Source organism: Streptomyces sp. NPDC005866, from assembly GCF_040629895.1.
Taxonomy (GTDB): domain Bacteria; phylum Actinomycetota; class Actinomycetes; order Streptomycetales; family Streptomycetaceae; genus Streptomyces.
This window is the reverse complement of record NZ_JBEXWP010000004.1, coordinates 17,987-36,960: the sequence shown is the minus strand read 5'-3', so window position 1 is coordinate 36,960 and position 18,974 is coordinate 17,987. Positions and strand designations below refer to the sequence as shown.

14 protein-coding genes are annotated in these 18,974 nt (G+C 71.3%); 9 read left to right on the top strand and 5 right to left on the bottom strand.

Annotated features, from left to right (window positions below):
- The first annotated feature begins 42 nt into the window (after positions 1-42).
- The 4 genes from ABZ396_RS07065 to ABZ396_RS07050 all read left to right on the top strand — a co-directional run bounded on the left by ABZ396_RS07065 (position 43) and on the right by ABZ396_RS07050 (position 4,320).
- The gene (locus ABZ396_RS07065) at positions 43-981 is read left to right on the top strand and encodes an ROK family protein (protein ID WP_358916498.1); all 939 of its coding nucleotides are present in this window, start codon (positions 43-45) and stop codon (positions 979-981) included.
- Positions 981-2,222, top strand: coding sequence for an N-acetylglucosamine-6-phosphate deacetylase (gene nagA, locus ABZ396_RS07060; protein WP_358916496.1), 1,242 nt, complete (start codon positions 981-983; stop codon positions 2,220-2,222). Before ABZ396_RS07065 ends, nagA begins: the two co-directional genes overlap by 1 nt.
- A 327-nt stretch (positions 2,223-2,549) precedes the next feature.
- Positions 2,550-3,323, top strand: coding sequence for a helix-turn-helix domain-containing protein (locus ABZ396_RS07055; RefSeq protein WP_358916494.1), 774 nt, complete (start codon positions 2,550-2,552; stop codon positions 3,321-3,323).
- A gap of 67 nt (positions 3,324-3,390) precedes the next feature.
- The gene (locus tag ABZ396_RS07050) at positions 3,391-4,320 is read left to right on the top strand and encodes a 1-phosphofructokinase family hexose kinase (RefSeq protein WP_359184041.1); all 930 of its coding nucleotides are present in this window, start codon (positions 3,391-3,393) and stop codon (positions 4,318-4,320) included.
- Positions 4,321-4,335: 15 nt separating this feature from the next.
- Here the strand turns inward: ABZ396_RS07050 and ABZ396_RS07045 are convergent, their stop codons facing one another.
- Both ABZ396_RS07045 and cdgB read right to left on the bottom strand, forming a co-directional pair.
- Positions 4,336-5,295, bottom strand: coding sequence for a CBM35 domain-containing protein (locus tag ABZ396_RS07045; protein WP_358926136.1), 960 nt, complete (start codon positions 5,293-5,295; stop codon positions 4,336-4,338).
- A 118-nt stretch (positions 5,296-5,413) separates the two neighbouring features.
- Positions 5,414-7,075, bottom strand: a complete 1,662-nt coding sequence (gene cdgB, locus ABZ396_RS07040; protein WP_358926134.1) for a diguanylate cyclase CdgB — start codon at positions 7,073-7,075, stop codon at positions 5,414-5,416.
- A gap of 396 nt (positions 7,076-7,471) precedes the next feature.
- Here cdgB and ABZ396_RS07035 point away from each other — a divergent pair, with 396 nt between their 5' ends.
- The gene (locus tag ABZ396_RS07035; protein WP_358926132.1) at positions 7,472-7,990 is read left to right on the top strand and encodes a flavin reductase family protein; all 519 of its coding nucleotides are present in this window, start codon (positions 7,472-7,474) and stop codon (positions 7,988-7,990) included.
- Between the two features lie 855 nt (positions 7,991-8,845).
- Here the strand turns inward: ABZ396_RS07035 and arfB are convergent.
- Positions 8,846-9,274 carry an alternative ribosome rescue aminoacyl-tRNA hydrolase ArfB gene (arfB, locus tag ABZ396_RS07030; protein ID WP_358926130.1) on the bottom strand — a complete coding sequence of 143 codons (429 nt, stop codon included), beginning with the start codon at positions 9,272-9,274 and terminating at the stop codon, positions 8,846-8,848.
- Positions 9,275-9,454: 180 nt separating this feature from the next.
- Between arfB and ABZ396_RS07025 the strand changes: the two genes are divergently transcribed.
- Positions 9,455-10,030 (top strand): TerD family protein, encoded by a 576-nt coding sequence (locus ABZ396_RS07025; RefSeq protein ID WP_358926128.1) that lies wholly within the window; start codon positions 9,455-9,457, stop codon positions 10,028-10,030.
- Positions 10,031-10,203: 173 nt separating this feature from the next.
- On the opposite strand, the gene ABZ396_RS07020 is transcribed toward ABZ396_RS07025, so the two are convergent.
- Positions 10,204-11,049, bottom strand: a complete 846-nt coding sequence (locus tag ABZ396_RS07020) for an oxidoreductase (RefSeq protein WP_358926127.1) — start codon at positions 11,047-11,049, stop codon at positions 10,204-10,206.
- Positions 11,050-11,124: 75 nt separating this feature from the next.
- Here ABZ396_RS07020 and ABZ396_RS07015 point away from each other — a divergent pair, with 75 nt between their 5' ends.
- Positions 11,125-11,712, top strand: a complete 588-nt coding sequence (locus ABZ396_RS07015) for a TetR/AcrR family transcriptional regulator (RefSeq protein WP_358926125.1) — start codon at positions 11,125-11,127, stop codon at positions 11,710-11,712.
- Between the two features lie 40 nt (positions 11,713-11,752).
- On the opposite strand, the gene ABZ396_RS07010 is transcribed toward ABZ396_RS07015, so the two are convergent.
- Entirely contained in the window at positions 11,753-13,138 is a 1,386-nt protein-coding gene (locus ABZ396_RS07010; RefSeq protein WP_358926123.1) for a M1 family metallopeptidase, read from the bottom strand.
- 35 nt (positions 13,139-13,173) lie between these two features.
- Between ABZ396_RS07010 and ABZ396_RS07005 the strand changes: the two genes are divergently transcribed.
- Together ABZ396_RS07005 and ABZ396_RS07000 are read left to right on the top strand one after the other, a co-directional pair.
- On the top strand, positions 13,174-13,674 hold the full coding sequence (locus ABZ396_RS07005; protein WP_358926121.1) for a hypothetical protein: 501 nt from the start codon (positions 13,174-13,176) through the stop codon (positions 13,672-13,674).
- A 126-nt stretch (positions 13,675-13,800) separates the two neighbouring features.
- Positions 13,801-18,960, top strand: coding sequence for a hypothetical protein (locus ABZ396_RS07000; RefSeq protein WP_358926119.1), 5,160 nt, complete (start codon positions 13,801-13,803; stop codon positions 18,958-18,960).
- Positions 18,961-18,974 lie beyond the last annotated feature (14 nt).

The following is an 18,974-nucleotide window of genomic DNA, read 5'->3' as shown; positions in this document are numbered from 1 at the left end:
GTGGACTAGACCTCTTGCGGGTCGGCGGGCCACACTGTTCCCGTGAGACATGTCATCGCCCTGGACGTGGGCGGCACCGGAATGAAGGCCGCGCTGGTCGGCCCGGACGGCGAGCTGCTCCACCAGGACCGCCGGGCGACCGGACGCGACCGCGGCCCCGGCGCCGTCGTCACCGCCATCCTCGACTTCGCCGCCGATCTGCACGCGTACGGCGAGAAACACTTCGGCGGGGGCGCGGCCGCGGCCGGCCTCGCCGTACCCGGCATAGTCGACGAGCCGAACGGCATCGCGGTCTACGCGGCCAACCTCGGCTGGCGGGACGTACCGCTGCGCGCGCTCCTCGCCGACCGCCTCGGCATCCCGGTCGCCCTCGGCCACGACGTGCGCACCGGCGGCCTCGCCGAGGGCCGGCTCGGCGCGGGCAAGGGGGCCGACCGCTTCTTCTTCGTGGCGCTCGGCACCGGTATCGCGGGCGGCTTCGGCCTGGACGGCCGGGTGGAGTCGGGCGCGCACGGCTTCGCGGGCGAGATCGGCCATGTCGTCGTACGGCCGCAGGGCGTGCCGTGTCCGTGCGGGCAGCGCGGCTGTCTGGAGCGGTACGCGTCGGCGGCCGCGGTGAGCGAGGCGTGGGCGAAGGCCACCGGTGACCCGGACACGGACGCGGCGCACTGCGCGAAGTCCGTCGCGTCCGGCGACCCGAACGCCGTCCGGGTCTGGCAGCAGGCGGTGGACACCCTGGCGGACGGCCTGGTCACGGCCCTGACCCTGCTGGACCCGCGCGTCCTGATCATCGGCGGCGGCCTGGCGGAGGCGGGCGACGTTCTGTTCCGGCCCCTGCGGGAGGCCGTGCAGAGCCGGGTGACCTTCCAGAAGCTGCCGGCCATCGTCCCGGCGGCACTGGGAGACACGGCGGGCTGTCTGGGCGCGGGCCTGCTCGCGCAGGACTTGTTGGCTACGACGACACCGGAGGTAATGCCCTGATGGCCGCCAAAGAGCAGGACAGCAGAGCCCCGCACGGGGCGCGGGGCGTGATTGACTCCGCGGCTACCGCAGCGCGGGCCGGGACGCACGGCCTGGTCCTCGACGGCGCCCGGGTAGTCCTCCCCACAGGAGTGGTGGAAAGTGGCCGCGTCTCCGTCGAGGGCACGAAAATCACCGCCACCGCCCCCGAGAACGCCCAGGTCATCGACGTCACCGACCACTGGCTCCTGCCCGGCTTCGTAGACATCCACAACCACGGCGGCGGCGGAGCCTCCTTCAGCTCCGGCACGGCGGAAGAGATCCTCACCGGCGTCCACACGCACCGCGTGCACGGCACGACCACCCTGGTCGCCTCCACCGTCACCGAGGACATGGACGTCCTCGTCCGCCAGGCCGGCCTCCTCTCGGAGCTCGCCGAGCAGGGCGAGATCGCCGGTATCCACTTCGAGGGCCCGTTCATCTCCCCGTGCCGCAAAGGCGCCCACTCCGAGGCGCTGCTCCGCGACCCGGACCCGTCAGAGGTCCGCAAGCTGGTGGACGCGGCGCGCGGCCACGCCAAGATGGTCACGCTCGCCACCGAACTCCCCGGCGGTATCGAGTCCGTACGGCTGCTCGCCGAGCACGGCGTGATCGCCGCCGTCGGCCACACCGACGCGTCGTACGAGCAGACGGTCGAGGCGATCGACGCGGGCGCCACGGTCGCCACCCACCTCTTCAACGCCATGCCGCCGCTCGGCCACCGCACCCCCGGCCCGATCGCCGCGCTCCTCGAGGACGGGCGGGTGACCGTCGAGCTGATCGACGACGGCACCCATCTCCACCCGGCCGCACTGCAGTTGGCCTTCCACCACGCGGGCCCCGACCGGGTCGCGTTCATCACGGACGCGATGGACGCGGCCGGCAGCGGCGACGGCCGCTATCTGCTGGGCCCGCTGGAGGTCGACGTCACCGACGGGGTCGCCCGGCTGGTGGACGGCGGTTCCATCGCCGGCTCCACGCTGACGCTGGACCGCGCGCTGCGGCGGGCGGTGACCATCGACCGGCTGCCCGTCGAGCACACCGTCGCCGCCCTGTCCGCCAACCCGGCCCGGCTGCTGGGCCTCTACGACAGGGTGGGCTCCCTGGAACCCGGCAAGGACGCCGACCTGCTCGTCCTGGACGCCGACTTCACGCTGAAGGGCGTGATGAGGCAGGGCGCGTGGGTGGTCGTACCCGAACTTCCGTCAACTGCCCTTCGGTGAAGCGGCGGGGTCGTCCTGGTGCTGCCTCCTCAGAGGCTGCGGGCGGTGATGACCAGGAGGCGGAGATCGGGGCCGGGGGTATTGAGCTTCTGCATCATGTCCTCCTGTGACCCTCTGTTTCCGATGAATGAAAAGCTACGTTGCGTTCACTTCTCTAGGAAAAGAATCGTTGCGCGCCAGCATCAAAAGCACAGACCTCTAGCCCGGAAAGTATTGCATTGACTTTCAAGTTGATGCAACGATGACCATGCGTTCGTTGCAATGAATTGGGAGTGAACGCTAGGCTGGAGGGAGCAGGGACCGCCGAGGGGCACGAAGGGGACCGCGATGCCGGGAGGCAGGCTCACCCAGCAGGAACGCCAGCAGATCGCGCTGGGACTGGCCGACGGCCTCGCCTACGCCGAGATCGCCAGACGCCTTGACCGCCCGACCTCGACGGTCACGCGCGAAGTGATGCGCAACGGCGGCCCCACCGCCTACCGCGCCGACCTGGCCCACCGCGCCACCGAACGCCGCGCCCACCGGCGCAGGCAGACCGCGCCCCGAGGGGCCGGGGCGCCCTTGCCGGCCCACGGACGCGACCCCGAGGCCGTGCGAGAGTACGAGGAGACGCTGACCACCGTCATGATGGCTTCGGGCATGACCACGATGCCGGCCCGGGTGATGGCCTCCCTCACCCTCACCGACACCGGCAGCCTCACCGCGTCCGAACTCGTCGAGCGCCTGAAGGTCAGCCCGGCGTCCATCTCCAAAGCGATCGCGTTCCTCGAGAGCCAGGGCCTCGCCCGCCGGGAACAAGGCGAGGGCCGCCGCGAGCGCTACATCGTCGACGACGACATCTGGTACCAGTCGATGATGGCCAGCGCCCGGTCCACCGCCCAGATCGTCCAGGTCGCACGGCAGGGCGTCGGCGTCCTCGTCCCCGGCACCCCGGCCGCCACCCGCCTGGAGAACATCGCCCGCTTCCTCGACTTCGTCAGCGAGAGCATCGCCCGCGCCGCGGAGCAGGCCCGCGAAGTCCTCCACACCAAACCCGAGACGGCCTCGGACGAGACAAGCGCCGTTTCTCACAGCCGGCCTGATCCGCCGGACAGGCCCTAGGCCGGTCGCCGTCTCTTTGGCATGATCGAGGCCCCAAAACGTACGGCATTGCGAGGGAGGTCGCCCGGTGATCCTCACGGTCACGCTGAACACCGCTCTCGACATCACCTACCGGGTCGGCGCACTGCGCCCGCACACCTCGCACCGCGTCTCGGACGTCACCGAGCGGCCGGGCGGCAAGGGCGTGAACGTGGCCCGGGTGCTCGCCGCCCTCGGGCACGAGACGACGGTGACCGGCTTCGCGGGCGGCGCCACCGGGCGGGCGGTACGGGAGCGCCTCACCGAGACGGCGGGGGTACGGGACGCGCTGCTGCCGGTCGCCGGGCCGACCCGTCGCACCATCGCCGTCGTGGACGAACTGAGCGGTGACACGACCCAGCTGAACGAGCCGGGCCCGCAGATAGAGCCCGCCGAGTGGGGTGCCTTCCTCGACCACTACCAGGAACTGCTGGGCGGCGCCGCGGCCGTCGCGCTGTGCGGGAGTCTGCCGCCGGGGGTGCCGGTCGGGGCGTACGCGGGCCTGATAAAGAGTGCCCGGTCGGCCGGGGTCCCGGTGCTGCTCGACACCAGCGGGGAGCCGCTGCGGCGCGGAGTGGCCGCCCGCCCGGACCTGGTCAAGCCGAACGCCCACGAACTGGCCGAACTCACCGGCTCCCACGAGCCGTTGCGCGCCACCCAGGACGCCCGGCGGCGCGGGGCCCGGGCCGTGGTCGCCTCACTGGGCGCACAGGGCCTGCTGGCCCACACCCCGGAGGGCCGCTGGCGCGCCGCCCCGCCCGCCCGGGAGCACGGCAACCCGACCGGCGCGGGCGACTCGGCGGTCGCCGGCCTGCTGTCCGGCCTGGTGGAACAACTCCCCTGGCCGGACCGCCTCTCGCGCGCGGCAGCCCTGTCGGCGGCGACCGTACGGGCCCCGGCGGCGGGCGAGTTCGACCGCACGGCTTATCACGAGCTGTTGGGACGGACAGTCGTGACCAGCGCAGTCAGCATGGCCTAGCCCGCATTCCGGGGCTCAGCCGCCGGACTTGACCCAGCCCTTCACCAGCCATACCTGGTCGAGGAGCGCATCGCACTGGTTGCCCTGCTCACACGAGATCTTGATGGTGTTGGTGCCCTTGTTGAGCTGGACCCAGTTGTAGGTCCGCGTCCAGCCCTTCGTGTAGTCGCCTTCGGCGGCGTGCGCGTAGTTCTTCATGCCGACCGGTGTGGTGGATGCCGTGCCGTTGACCGTGAGGGTGGCGGTGGCATCCTTGCCGGGGACGCTGTAGCCGATGTACACGCTGTACTTGCCGCTGTCGGGAATGCCGTTCACGGTCCATGTGACTGAGGCTCCGGCCTGGTTGAAGCCCGTCACATAGGTGCCGCCGTCGGCCGTCGCGCCCTTGACGTCCGACGCGAGGGACGCGCCGCCGTCCACTCGGAGGGCCTTCGCATCTGTTTTCGGCAGTTCGCCCGACACCGAGCTCGTGCTCGACGGCGTCGGCGAGGCGTCCTGGGACTGGTTCGCGGAGGCGGAGGCGTGGGCGCCCGCGTTGTTGTCGTTCGAGTTGCCGTTCATCATCGCGACGCTGATGCCGATGACGACGGCGGCGACCACCGCGATGGCGCCGATGAGGAGACCCTTGGTGTTCGGGCCCCGGCCACGGCCGCCGCCCGACGGCGGCATCTGCTGGCGGGTGGTCGGCGCGCCGCCCGGGAAGGTCTCCGGGGCCTGGTAGGCCGCGCTCTGCGGCTGGCCGTAGCCGCCGGGCTGCTGCTGCGGGATGGTCTGGCCGCCGCCGTACTGCGGTGCCTGCTGCTGTCCGCCGTAGGTGCGCTCGCCGACCGAGCGCACCCTGCTGACCGAGTTCGGGTAGCCATAACCACCGGAGCCGGACGGCGGCTGGGCCCCTCTGGCCTGACCATCGGCGTACAGGTAGCCGAACGGGTCGTCGTCCTCGGGCGTGCTCGCGCCGTTGTCGCCGGGCGTCATCCCTAGGTACTCCTCAACAGGTGCGGGCGGATGCGGTACAGGTATTGAGAGTCGAGCCTACCCGGTCTGACTGAGCCAAACGGGTGACCTGGACCGCATCAGTGCGATGACCTGGGGATCATCCGGCACGGCGGTGCTGTTTGGGACGAGATCGTTTCTCTACGTACATCCGCTCGTCGGCGGATTTCAGGACTTCGTCCGCCGTCATGCCGCAGTGCGCCCATCCGATGCCGAAGCTGGCGCCCACCCGGACGGCCCGGTCCTCGGCGCGGATCGGCTGGATGATCTCGTTGCGCAGGCGTACGGCGAGGTCCTGGGCGTCTGCCTTGCCGAGGCCGTCGGCGAGGATCACGAACTCGTCGCCGCCGAGGCGGGCCACCGTGTCCCCGTCTCGCACCCCCCGGCTGAGGCGCCTGGCGACCTCGATCAGGACCGCGTCGCCCGCGTTGTGCCCGAAGCGGTCGTTGATCGACTTGAAGCCGTCGAGGTCGCAGAAGAGCACCGCGAGCCCCTTGGCTCCGTCGTCGCGGCCGTCCTCGGGGGCGACGGTGTGCACATGGTGGTCGTAGCCCTCGTACGACGGTGGTCCGCCCGGTGCTGTCGCGAAGTCGAAGCCGTGGCCGTTGGCGTCGAAGGCGGGGTGGCCGTAGGCCGCGTCCAGGGATTCCAGTTCGGCCGCGTGTCCGGCGCGCTGGCAGAGCCGGGCGGAGAGGCGGGAGCGGAGCTCGGCGGAGTTCGGCAGGCCGGTGAGGGAGTCATGCGAGGCGCGGTGGGCGAGCTGGAGCTCGCGGCGCTTGCGCTCCTCTATTTCCTCGACGTGGGTGAGGAGGAAGCGGGGGCCGTCGGCCGCGTCGGCGACGACCGAGTTGCGCAACGACACCCACACATAGGTGCCGTCGCGGCGGCCGAGGCGCAGCTCGGCGCGGCCGCCCTCCGCCGAGGTACGCAGCAGGGTGCCGATGTCCTCGGGGTGGACCAGGTCGGAGAAGGAGTAGCGGCGCATCGCGGAGGCGGGGCGGCCCAGCAGGCGGCACAGGGCGTCGTTGGTGCGCAGTATGCGGCCGTGCTGGTCGCCGCCCATCTCGGCTATCGCCATGCCGGAGGGGGCGTACTCGAAGGCCTGCCGGAAGGACTCCTCGCTGGCGCGCAGGGCCTGCTGCTCGCGCTCCAGTCTGACCAGTGCCCGCTGCATGTTCGCACGTAGACGCGCGTTGCTGATGGCGATCGCGGCCTGGAAGGCGTACATCTGCAGGGCCTCGCGGCCCCAGGCGCCGGGGTGGCGGCCGTTGCGCGGGCGGTCCACGGAGATCACGCCGAGCAGTTCGCCGCAGGAGCTGCCCGATACGCCGGGCGTGTACATGGGGGCGAAGAGCCGGTCCGAGGGGTGCCACTCGTCCTCGAAGCGGGGCGCGGGGCCGTCGGTGTACCACTGCGGGACATCGTCGTCGTCGAGGACCCAGCCCTCGGTGTGCGGTATGAAGACGAGGTCGCCCCACTTCTCGCCCATGTTCAGCCGCCGCTCCCAGGAGTCACGGGAGCCGACCCGGCCGGTGATCAGGGACTCGGCGGCGGAGTTGCCGGCGAGCGCCGCGACCACGAGATCGCCGTCGGGGCGTACGAGATTGACGCACGCCATCTCGTAATTGAGGGCGGTGATCACTCCGTCGGCGACGGTCTGCAATGTGTCCGCCAGGCTGCGGGCCGTGTTCATCTCCGCCATGACCTGGTGCAGTTGTCGCAGGGACGCAAGACGGACGTAGGGTTCCGACTCGGTCTCCATGTTCGCCCTCCCCCCGAGACCTCGCAGCGAATCAAGGGTCTGCTTCGGCGCTACTTTTCCCTGCCACTGAATCACAGCGCGCTGCCCACTCGGTACACAGGGTCAACAATTAATGCTCCTTGTGACTCAAGTCACAGGAGAACGTGAACAATTGCGTGGAGCTTCTGCGTTTTCCCTGTGCGTTTATTGAAGAGAGCCTTTGGGGTGTGTGGGCATGATGCACATCATCTCCGGCGACCGTGATCCGCCGGCCCCACACCGGCCGTGGTCCTCGGGTCCTAGGACCCGGCTCGGGCGGATGGCCGATGCGGGCACACAGGGGCCGAGATTAGCGTTTCCGGCGTGCTGAAGACTCCCTCCTCCACCGCCGCAGTAGCCACCGGGCATGCTGTGGGGGTGAGCAACGAAGCGTTCAAGGCGGCCATGGCCCGACTGGCCTCGGGCGTGGTCCTGGTGACCGCGCAGGAGCCGCCGCTCGACCCGGACGACCCGCTTGCACCGGCCGGTGAGGACGTCGGCATGACCGCCACCGCGTTCATGTCGGTGTCCCTGGACCCGCCGTTGGTGCTGGTCAGCCTGCGTACCGGCGCCCGCATGGACGATCTTCTCGACGAACAGCCGCTGTGGGCGGTCTCCGTGCTCACCGAGAGCCAGCGCCATATCGCCGGCCGCTTCGCGATGAAGGGCCGCATCAGCGACCGGCTGCTCTTCGAGGACATCCCGTACGTGCGCGGCGAGGTCACCGGCGCCCCGCTCGTCGGCGGCGCCCTCGCCACGCTGGAATGCCGCACCGAGCAGCGGATGACGGCCGGGGACCACACGCTGGTCATCGGCCGCGTCCTCTCCGCCGCACTGCCGAGCGCGGAAGGCGGGCCGCTGATGTATTTCCGGGGGCGGTACCGGCAGCTGGGATGAAACCGCACGGTCCGTTTCTCAATTTCCGCGGGCACTTGCCGAAAGGCGGTTCCGAAGCGTGTGGTCGCCCCGGTCGAGGTCTTCCGGCGAAGAAGTCACGGCCGCCAATTCCGCCGGTCCGCCACCGCCCTGTCACGGTGCATTCCCTGACCGAGACCCAGACCGAGTTCCGCGGCCGCGCCGGCTCGGACCCGACGTCCATCTCTGCGATGCGATCGCGAACGAATCGCGAACGAATGCAAAGGGCATGGCCCGTTCCGGGCGACAGTCGGCCGGTTGCGACCGAGGATCCCGCGATCCCCTCAACCACCACGAGAACAGCCAGCCCGTGCGACACGGCCCCCCGAGACACCGACTCCCGGCGGGGACGGGAGGTCCGCCGGAGGGCCGGGGGTTCCGCCAGCCGGCCGAGGCGCTCCGCCTCACGACCCGGGGCAGTTCCGCCAGAGGTGCTCCGCCAGGGGTGGCTCCGCCGGGGGGACTCCTGGCGGGCCGGGGGTTCCACCCGAGGTGGCTCCGCCGAACGGCCGAGGCCCTACCGGACGACCCGCGGTGGTATTGCCGGACCACCGACGTGCTCCACCGGACGACCCGGGGCAGTTCCGCCAGACGGCCGAGGCGCTCCACGAGGCGCTTCACCCGACGGCCGGGGCGCTACCGCCGGACCACCGAGGCGCTCCAACGACCCCGGGGGCTCCACCGGGCGGCCGGGGCAGTTCCGCCAGACGGCCGAGGTGCTCCGCCCGACGACCTGACCTGGGGAGGCTCCGCCGCACCACTGACGTACTCCGCCCGACAGCCCGGGTGGTTCCGCCGGATGGCTCGGATGCGACAGGGAAGATGCTGAGGCGGCCGTTACGACCAGTCGCGGCCCGAGCGTCCGCGCTTGGTGTCGGAGCGCTGCTTCTTCTCGCGCAGCCGGCGTTCGTTGATCCCGCGCGGGATCCGGGTCGGCCTGCGGGGCTTGGGCGGGGGCGCGGTGGCCTCCGCGAGAAGCGCCGCGAGGCGGACCGCGGCGGTCTCGCGGTTGCGCCACTGGGAGCGATGCTCGGACGCCCGTACGACGACCACGCCGTCGGTGAGCCGCCCGGCCAGCCTCGCCAGCGCCCGTTCCTTCCACACCGGCGGCAGCGCCTCGGTGTTCGCGAGGTCGAAGCGCAGCTCCACCTGCGAGTCACTGGTGTTGACGTGCTGTCCACCGGGCCCCGACGACCGCGAGAAACGCCAGTTGAGCTCGGCCTCGGGGAGCGAGACGGAGCCGCGGATGACATACGGACCGGACATGCCCCCATGGTCGCGCGGCTGACCGGCACACGTCACGCGAATATCGCCCATCACCCGTTCGGTAAAGAAAGTAAAGCGAGCTGGAACCTTCGGTACCCCTCGTGGCGTTCATACAGGTAGCTGTAGCTTCAAGCCCGTACGCCGCACGGCCGTACGCAAACGAGGAAAGGACTCCCGACCATGGCTGTAAGCCTGTCCAAGGGTGGCAACGTCTCGCTCACCAAGGAGGCTCCGGGCCTGACCGCCGTCACCGTGGGCCTCGGCTGGGACGTCCGCACCACCACGGGCACGGACTTCGACCTCGACGCCTCCGCCATCGCGGTCAACACGCAGGGCAAGGTCTACTCCGACGGACACTTCGTCTTCTTCAACAACAAGCAGACCCCGGACAACTCGATCGTCCACACGGGTGACAACCGCACGGGCGAGGGCGCCGGCGACGACGAGGCGATCAACGTCAACCTGGCGGCCCTGCCCGCCGACATCGAGAAGATCGTCTTCCCGGTCTCGATCTACGACGCCGAGAACCGCAGCCAGAACTTCGGCCAGGTCCGCAACGCCTACATCCGCATCGTCAACCAGGCCGGCGGCGCCGAGATCGCCCGCTACGACCTCTCCGAGGACGCGGCCACCGAGACCGCGATGGTCTTCGGCGAGCTGTACCGCAACGGCGCGGAGTGGAAGTTCCGCGCGGTCGGCCAGGGCTACGCCTCGGGCCTGGTCGGCATCGCCCAGGACTTCGGCGTCAACGTCTGACAGCCACCTGCCCGATCGGAAGCCCCGGGCGTCCGCCCGGGCGTCCAGCAGACCGCCCGGCCCTCCCTGCGGAGGGCCGGGCGGTCGTGCTTGACCCGGATCCGGCAACCGGGCGGTTGTGAGCGCTGTCGATCGACGGCCTTCAGCCGTCGTCGCAGCGGATCGGTGCGCTGTCAGAGGCTGAACGGCACGCCTGTGAGCTTCTCCGAGGCATCCCAGAGTTGGCGGGCCAGCTTCGTGTCCTGCGCGGTCTTGGACCGGCCGATCAGTTCGGCACCGTCACGCATGTGCATCCAGTGTTCCGGTCCGGTGAAGCTGTCGCCGGGGACGTCGCCGGTGGCGGCGAACAGCACCGGCAAGGCGCCCTGTTCCGGGCCCTGCGCGAGCAGGCGGACCATCAGCCTTGTGACAACTCCCGTCGACCGGTCGTAGATGTTCGTCGCGACGAGGCCGGGGTGCGCCGCCACCGCCAGCACGCTCGACCCGACGGCCTTCAGCCGTCGTTGCAGCTCGGACGAGAACAGCACGTTCGCCAGCTTCGATGTTGCGTAGGCGCGGGACTGTTTGTACGGGGTGTGCTCCCAGTGGAGGTCGTCGAAGTTGATCTGCCCCATTCGCTCCGCTTGTGACGCCAGCGACACCACTCGTCCGGTGATGTGGGGCAGGAGCAGGTTCGTCAAGGCGAAGGGACCGAGATGATTGGTGCCGAACAGAAGCTCGAATCCATCGGCGGTCCTCTCGAGCTCGGGGACCGAGACGCCCGCGTTGTTGATCAGTAGGTGGACCGGGCCCCGCCAGTCGGCGGCGAAACGCCGTATCGATGCCAGGTCGGCCAGATCCAGTTGCCGCACCTCTGTGTCACCGGGCACCGCTTCGGCGGCGCGCCCGCCCTTCGCCGTGTCGCGCACCGCGAACACGACATGTGCGCCGTACCCGGCGAGTGCCTTGGCGGTGGCGAGACCGATTCCGCTGTTCGCGCCCGTCACGATGACCGTCTTACCGGTCAGGTTGGGATTCATGACGCCAGACTAGGCACTGTCTAGTATCTAGTCAACGTCTAGTAGCCAACGTCTAGATCCCTGTAGGATGAAGGGGTGAACCCTAGGCCCTTCCATCACGGGAACCTGCGAGCCGCCCTGCTCGACCAGGCGGAGCGAACCTTGCGTGAGGACGGAATCGACGCGCTGTCGCTGCGTGACCTGGCACGGCAGGTCGGCGTCAGCCACGGCGCGCCTCGAAGCCACTTCATTGACCGGCAGGCACTGCTGGACGCGCTCGCCGAGCGCGGCTTCAACCGCCTCGCCGACGAAGTGGGAGTAGCGATCGGTTCCGATGCCGTGGACTACAAGCAACGATTCCGCGCCGCCGCGGCCGCGTACGTGCGCTTCGCCGTCACCGACAGCGCACTCCTGGACCTCATGTTCACCGCGAAGAACGGCAACGCCCCCGAGGGGCTGCGGGTCGCCTCAGAACGACTCTTCGCAACCTTGCGCGACCTGATCGACCGCAGCACCGAGGCCGGAGAACTCAAACCTCAGGACCCGTACCGACTGCAACTGCTCCTCGCCGCCGTCATGCAGGGAATCGCGGTCCTCGTCAGCACCCGCCGAATCTCCACGGAGGACGGCGCCTCCCTCATCGACGACGCGATCTCTCTCCTGGCCCGCGAACAGGACGGCTGAAGCGCCAACGCGGCCCGCGCAACACGCATGGGCCCCTCCGTCACGGCCGGGCCGGCTTCCCGTCCCCGTACAGCCAGTTCTTCCAGATCGCGTCGAAGTCCCTGCCCGGCGCCTTCTTCTCCACGTACGCGGTGAACTCGGCGGTGTCCGCGTTGCCGTGGCGGTGGTCGGCGGCCCAGCCCTGGATGATGTCGTAGAACGTGTCGTCGCCGACCGTCTGGCGGATCTTCTGCAGGACCATCGCGCCCCGGACGTACACCGGCCGCTCCGAGATGTAGGCGATGCTCGGCGGCTTCGCGGGCGGGAACCCCCAGAGCGTCGAGTCGTCCGCGGGGGTGGCATAGACCTTGTCGAAGGTCTGCTGGGCGCTCGGCCCGCCGTTGTCCTCGGCCCAGAGCCACTCGGCGTAGGTCGCGAAGCCCTCGTTGAGCCACATGTCCCGCCAGGTCCTCGGGGTGACGGAGTCGCCGTACCACTGGTGGGCGAGTTCGTGGACGAGGGTCTCGGTGTCCGGGGCGCCGGGGAAGACGGGCCGGGTCTGGGTCTCCAGGGCGTACCCGGAGTCGCCCGGGCGGTCGACGATCGCGCCGATGGAGGAGAAGGGGTAGGGGCCGAAGTTGTACTCCTCCCACTCCATGATCTCGGGGATCTCCGCCAGTACCGCCCGGCTCGCCTTCACCTGCGTCGGGTCCACGGCGACATACACCGGCAGCCCGTCGGCGAGGGTGGACCGGGTGATCGTGTAGCGGCCGACGGCGACGGTCGCGACGTAGCTCGCCATCGGCTCGGCGATGTGCCAGACGAAGGTCGTACGGCCGTTCTTCGTCGTCTCGCTCTTCAACTCCCCGTTGGAGACGGCCTGGAGGCCCTTCGGGACGGTGACCGTGATGTCGTACGACGCCTTGTCGGAGGGGTGGTGGTTGCCGGGGAACCAGGCCATGGCGCCGACGGGCTCGCCGAGGCCGAGCGCGCCGTCGGCGGTGCGCAGCCAGCCCTCCTGCGAGCCGTCGGGGTCGGTGATCGTCTCCGGACGGCCCGAGTAGCGCACGGTCGTGCTGAAGATCTCCCCCTTCTCCAGGTCGTCGTGCGGGCGGACGGTCAGCTCCTGGCCCGCCCGGTTCCAGCGGGCCTCCCCGCCCTCGACAGTGACCTTGTCGACCTGCAGCCCCCGGAGGTCGAGGTCGAAGGCGGACAGGCCCTGGGTGGCCCGGGCGGTGATCGCGGCGGTGCCCGTGAGGCGGCGGGCACCGGGGTCGTAGCCGATGTCCAGGGCGTAGTGGCTCACGTCGTAGCCGCCGTTGCCCGCCTTCGGGAAGTACGGGTCGCGCACTCCCGTGCCGCCCGGCGTGCCGTGGACCCCGCCGTCGCACGCGGCCAGCGTGAGGCAGAGCAGGACGGACGGGAGAAAGAGCACGGATCGGGGCACGCACGTGATCGTAAAGCCATGACACCATCGACCGCGTGCTCGACATCGGCTACGCCCTCTCCAACCGCTTCCCGGACCCGCCCCAGACCGACTACCGGCGCGTTGACGTCCACGCGCTGCGCCACGACCTGTTCTGCGGGGACGTCTACCTCGCGGACACCAAGGCGGACCGGGAACTGTCCACAGCCTGGGGATGGGTGCCGGTGCTGGACTTCGCGTGGGCACTGTGCGACATCGTGGAACGGCTGGACCGCGACCCGGCGGGCTCCCGGGCCGCACGCCCCCAGCACGCGGAACTCGACTTCACCGAGTCCACCGACCGCATGCTCTTCGAGCGCCGCTTCGGCTGGGTGGACGTCGAGGCGGACTGGATGCCCGCCGAGGAGCCTGCCCTCACCTTCTCCCACGCCGAACTGCGCCGCGAGGCCCGCGACTTCCTCCACGACCTCCTCGCCGACCTGATCGACATGCACGAGGACCTGGCCGACAACCCGGCGATCTGGGCCCTGCAGGCGCGCTTCCCGAGACTCTCCTGACCTCCGGGGCGGTTGATCGACTCCCGGATGTACGGAAGTTGACCGCCCGCAGAGGCAGGAGTGACAAGTGGGGCGCGAGCCGGCGGAGGGCGTTCCGCCGCTCCCGGCCGCCCGTACGTTGACTCCGTGCGGACGCAGCGACAGGCAGGCGACAGCGGAAAAGACGCCACTCCCGAGACCTTGCGGGCACCGGTCACCGCCAGGCCCATCGGCTCCGCAAAGCCCGCCCGGCCCACGGAACACGCTCTGCTCGCCCTCCAGGGGAGCGCGGGGAACGCGGCCACCACACGGGCGCTGCGGGAGGGGAAGGGGAAAGGCGTCTTCCGGCCGCCGGCGAGACGGAACCGGCCCACGCCGCCGCCCCCCATCGAGGAGGAACGCACCGAGCCGGGGCTCGTGCTGCCGCCATACCTGATGGACTTCCAGGCCGCCGGTCTGTCCACGGCGTACGGGCTGACCGGGCACGAGTTCGTACGCAACGCCGTGGCCGCCGTGGTCGGCCACGGCGACGGCACCGTCGCCACCCTCGCCGCCGACCTGGCCGGGCGCCCCGAGTCCTTCTACGGGCGGGGCCGCGCCTTCGCGGTCCAGGGCAAGAACGGCAAGGAGTGGTTCGACGTCACCGTCAGCATCTCCCGCGCCCCCGACGACAGGCCGCCGGCCTTCCATCCCAAGGACCTGCTCGCGAACACCGTGCCGGACCCGGACGGAGCGCCGCTCGCCGCGGTGGACGAGGCCGAGGGCAAGGACACCAAGGTCGACGTCCAGCACAACACCGCCGCCACCGTCGCGACCACCGCGAGCGGCGGGTCCAGCACCGGTCTGGGCGGCATGGCCTTCGGGCTTGCACCCGTCGTGCCGGGGCTGTGGCTGGGCGGCGCCGGCCTGGCGAACGCGCAGCCCTGGCAGTCCTCGCGGGAGACCCGCAGCCAGCGCAACGTGGCCGAGCCGCGGGTGCTGCGCAGCGACAAGGGGTCGGTCGAGGCGCCGCGCAAGGTGCGGTACGGCGTACGGATCAAGAAGCACGGCGCCGCGCACGAGCAGACCTTCCACGGCTCGGGCACCCTCACCCAGCGCGTGCCCACCGAACACCTCGTCCCGGCCGGCACCCTGACGCCCGCCGCCCCGCAGCCCGTCGCGGCGGACACCGCCCGGCGCGTCTCGCTCGCCGACTCCATGGCCCCGGTCGCGGTGACCGACGGCGCCGCACCGCACCAGGGCGGCGGCGGGCTCTTCGACGCGGTCGCCGCCGTCCTGCACCCCTCGCTCACCGCACCCGGGGCACCCGGCCGTTCCCGGCTCTACGAGGCGACCTCCACGGCAACCGTCCTGGAGGACATGCCCCGGCTGCTGCGCGACGGCGTCGTCGGCGAGGACCTGGCGTCCAAGGACGGCAGCAGCGTGGGCAGTTACCGCATGCACGCCGAGATCACCGGTATGTCGCCCGCCTGGGGTACCGGCGGGACCCAGCTGCGCACCCATCAGCAGACCCAGCACACGGTCACCGAGAGCGCGGGCAAGGGGCGCGCCGTCACGGGCGGCCTGGGCCCGGCCATCGGCGTCGGAGCGGCCGGGAACGCCGCTGTCCTGAGAGCCACGGCCATGCCGGTCGCGGCGGCCCGCAAGGCGCGGTTCACCGTGGCCGAGCAGACCGTGTCGAGCCGCCAGGGCGCCGAGGTGCGGGGCGACAAGGTGCTCTACTTCGGGACCGTGCGGTTCACCGTGGAGGGCACGGGTCCGCGCTCGGCCGAGATGATCCTGCGCCCCGGGACCCGGGTCGCCCGGCACTCGATGCGGGTGTGGATGAGCCTGCGGGCCGACGAGGCGCAGTCGCTCGGGCTGCCGCTGCCGCCCGGCGTCGAGGCCAAGGAGTTCATCGAGAAGCCCAAGCGGACCGACGAGAACGGCGACGAGGTCGACGTCGAGCGGCACCTCCCCTTCGGCGCCATGGGCTCCAGCGTCGCCCTCAGCCAGCTCGACACCGGCCCCATGGTCCGCGCCGTACAGGAGCTGTTCGCGACCGATACCCGGCTGGCCGGCTACCTGCCCGCCTTCGGCAGCGACGCCCCCGCCACACTCCCGTCCAAGGAGGAGGCCGCCCTCCAGCGGCGCAACCACCGCGAACTGATGGCCGCCCTGTCCGAGACCAACCTGCGGGTCAACAAGGGCCAGCTGACCTCGACCGGCATCCGGGTGCGGCTGCGCCGCAAGACCATGCTGCACGCGCACGACGTGCAGATCCGCGTCACCGGGCAGCTCCGTGAGACCGGCTACCTCGGCGACACCGACGACTGGCTGGTGCGCAGCCACTCCGGTGTCACCGGCAGCACGCAGAGCGGACGCAGCAGTTCACGCTCGATCGGCGGTCTCGTGCTCGGGCAGGCCAGGATCGTCCCCGGCGTCCTGACCGGCTCGGCCCGCTACGAGAAGCACCGCTCCGGCACCCGCCGCAACCAGGCCGGCCCCACCACCCGCACGGACGTCCTCACCAACGGCTCCGAGAAGGCCAGCACCTTCGGGGCGGCCCTGCGCCTCGACGTCGACGTCACCATGACCTCCCGGCAGCGCAAACTCGGCCGCGCCCTCACCCCCGGCTCCCCGGGCCAGGACGCGCCCGAGCCGAAGCGGCTGCCCGGCGTGCATCTGGACGAGCAGGACGTACGGCTGGTCACCCCGACCGAGTTCACCCTCGACGAGGAGGGCAAGCGACGGCAGGACGCGGTGGGCAACGGGCGGCGGGCGCAGGCCCCGCGACCCGAGTACGCCGTCGCCGCCGAGGGCATCGGCGATCTGGCCACGCTGGTGCCCCGGCCGTCCGTCGGGCAGGCGCTGCGGGACTGGCAGCTGGTGGAGACGGTCGGCGACGGACAGGCCGTCCGGGACCTCGCCTTCCAGCTGCTGTCCCGGGCCGCCGCCCGCAACAAGGGCGTACGCGAGGATCCCGCCCTGCAGACGGAGGGGCTCGCGCCACGGCTGGCGATCGAGGAGCGGTTCGGCCCGCAGGCCATCACGGCGTCGCTGCGGCAGGCCGCGTCCTCCGGGTGGGTGGTGAAGAACCTGCGCCATCCGCGGCGGCTCGCCGCGCTGAACGGGGCCGTGGGCACCCGGCTCACGCTGACCAACCCGAAATTCCTGCACCGGGGCCCGGGTCCCGGCACGGAGACCTTCGTGCTCGGCGGCCACCAGGCCGCCGGTCAGGAAGGAGAGGGCACCACCCGCACGGTGCAGGTCGGCGCCACCGGCTCGGAGAACGCCGCCGAGTGGCGCCTGGGCCAGGGCCTGTCCGGGAGCCGCACCACGAGCGAGGGCGACGCCCGGTCCGCGACCCTGTCCGGCACGGTCGAGCGCAACGCCCACACCCCGAAGAAGGCGCCGCTCTACCTGGTCCAGTGCGATCTGCTCGTCACCATGGTCGCCGAGGTCAAGGTCACCGGCGGCGGCCCCTACGTGGCGACGGACGCCCGTACCCTGCCGGCCGAGGCGGCGGTCTGGCTGACGGAGGCACAGCTGCCCGCGCCGATCCGCAGACAGCTGAAGCTCGACCCCGAACCGGCGCCGACGACGTCGTCGTCCCGGCCGGGGCAGCGGCCGGCCGAGAGTTCCCACGCGGGCGCCGAGCGCGAGGCCCGGGAGGGAACCCGCGCCACGCGTACGACGGAAACGGCCGGGTCCACCACGTCCGCGCCGACGGGCACCGGCCCGTCCCCGTCCTTCGGCCGCTCGCTGCCCCTCGGCTTCGGCATGATCGAGAACCTGCCGAACTTCGTGCCACTGCTGGCCCGGCTACGTACCCGCCTCGCGGAGAGCGGGCAGCAGAGTCTGGCCGACGACCTGCTGCCCCGGCGGCAGCTGACGGACCGCAACGACAACGTGCAACGACTGCTGCGCGTCCTGGACCGCGACGGCAGCGCCGGGCTGCTCTCCGGCGCCATGGACGGCGGGGTCACCGTCGAACTGTTCGACGGCCGCAAGACCCCCTACTGGGCGGTGTTCAAGGTCAACCGCCTGGGCGACGGCACCAAAGAAGGTACGGCGGACGACGGCCGGGACCTGGAGTACATCACCGCGGCCGTCGCCCAGCAGGCCACCTCCCACGACGAGGGCGTGAGGGCCGGCGCGGAGGGGATCTTCGCCGGCTCCGGCAAACCGGAGGGCGGGGCCGGACAGCTGAAGAGCACAGGCGGTGCGGCGGGGCTCGGCGTCGGCTCGGGCGGCTCGCGGCGCTCCGGCGCGGTCGGCCGCGGCCAGCTCGGCATGAAGACGGTCGCCGAGGCGAAGACCGCGCCGTCGTCGAAGATGCGGATGCCGATCGAGGCCACCCTCGAACTGCACCGGGGCGACCGCCGGCTGGCACTGGTCTCCCTGGGCCGCCAGGCGCTGACCCACCGCGTCCTGGAGAAGGACCTGGCCGCCCTCGGCCGGGTGAGCGCGCCGCGCCACCAGCCGGTGGCGCCCGCTCCCGGCCCGCAGGACGACCGCCCGGCCGCGCTCGGCACCTGGCGCTCCGGGGGTGTGCGGCTACCGATGGAGGCGCAGGTGAACGGGTTCCAAGGAGCCCCGCAGATACGGGAGCTGGTCAGCTCCACGGTCCGGGAGGCGGGCGGCGGCGACCGCTTCCGGGCCAAGGGCCAGGCCGCCGCGTACACCCTGCACGAGGCCGTCTCCACCGAGTGGCTGATCGCGGCGCTGCCGCTGCTGACCTCCGCCGGGGCGGAGCTGCCGCCGGTGCACGCCACGGGAGTGGCGGGCCAGGACCTACGGGCGTCCCTGCACGCGCGGCTGCGGGACGGGCGGGTGCTGGGCGTCGGCGACAAGATGACCTTCGAGACGGTGGGGCAGAGCCACCTGGACGCGCCCCGTCCCACCCAGACGGACGGCCAGAGCTCCGCCGAGCACGGCAGATCGGCACGTGGTCTGGGGGGCGCCGGGCTGCTCAACGCCGACGAGTTCCGCCTCAACCAGCTGATGGGCAACGCCGGTGGCGCCGGCGGCGCGGCCGACACGGCGGTGAACGCGTCGGGTTCGATGCCGCTGCACAAGCCCAAGTCCGCGTCGGTCCTGGTGCAGTTCATGCTGGACGTGCGGGTGGTGGCGAAGGTGAGCAACCGGATGCGCTCCGGCCGTACCGGCACCGCCGTACGGGAGCTGACCCTGCCCCGGCCGGTGGTGATCCGCATGCCGGAACCGGTGGTCCGCCGTATGCTGGCCGCCCAGCAGGCTCAACTCCGGGATCCGGACGACCACATGGGCTTGAGAAAGGCGGCCGCGGCCACACCCCAGGACTGATCAGCGGGGCCGGC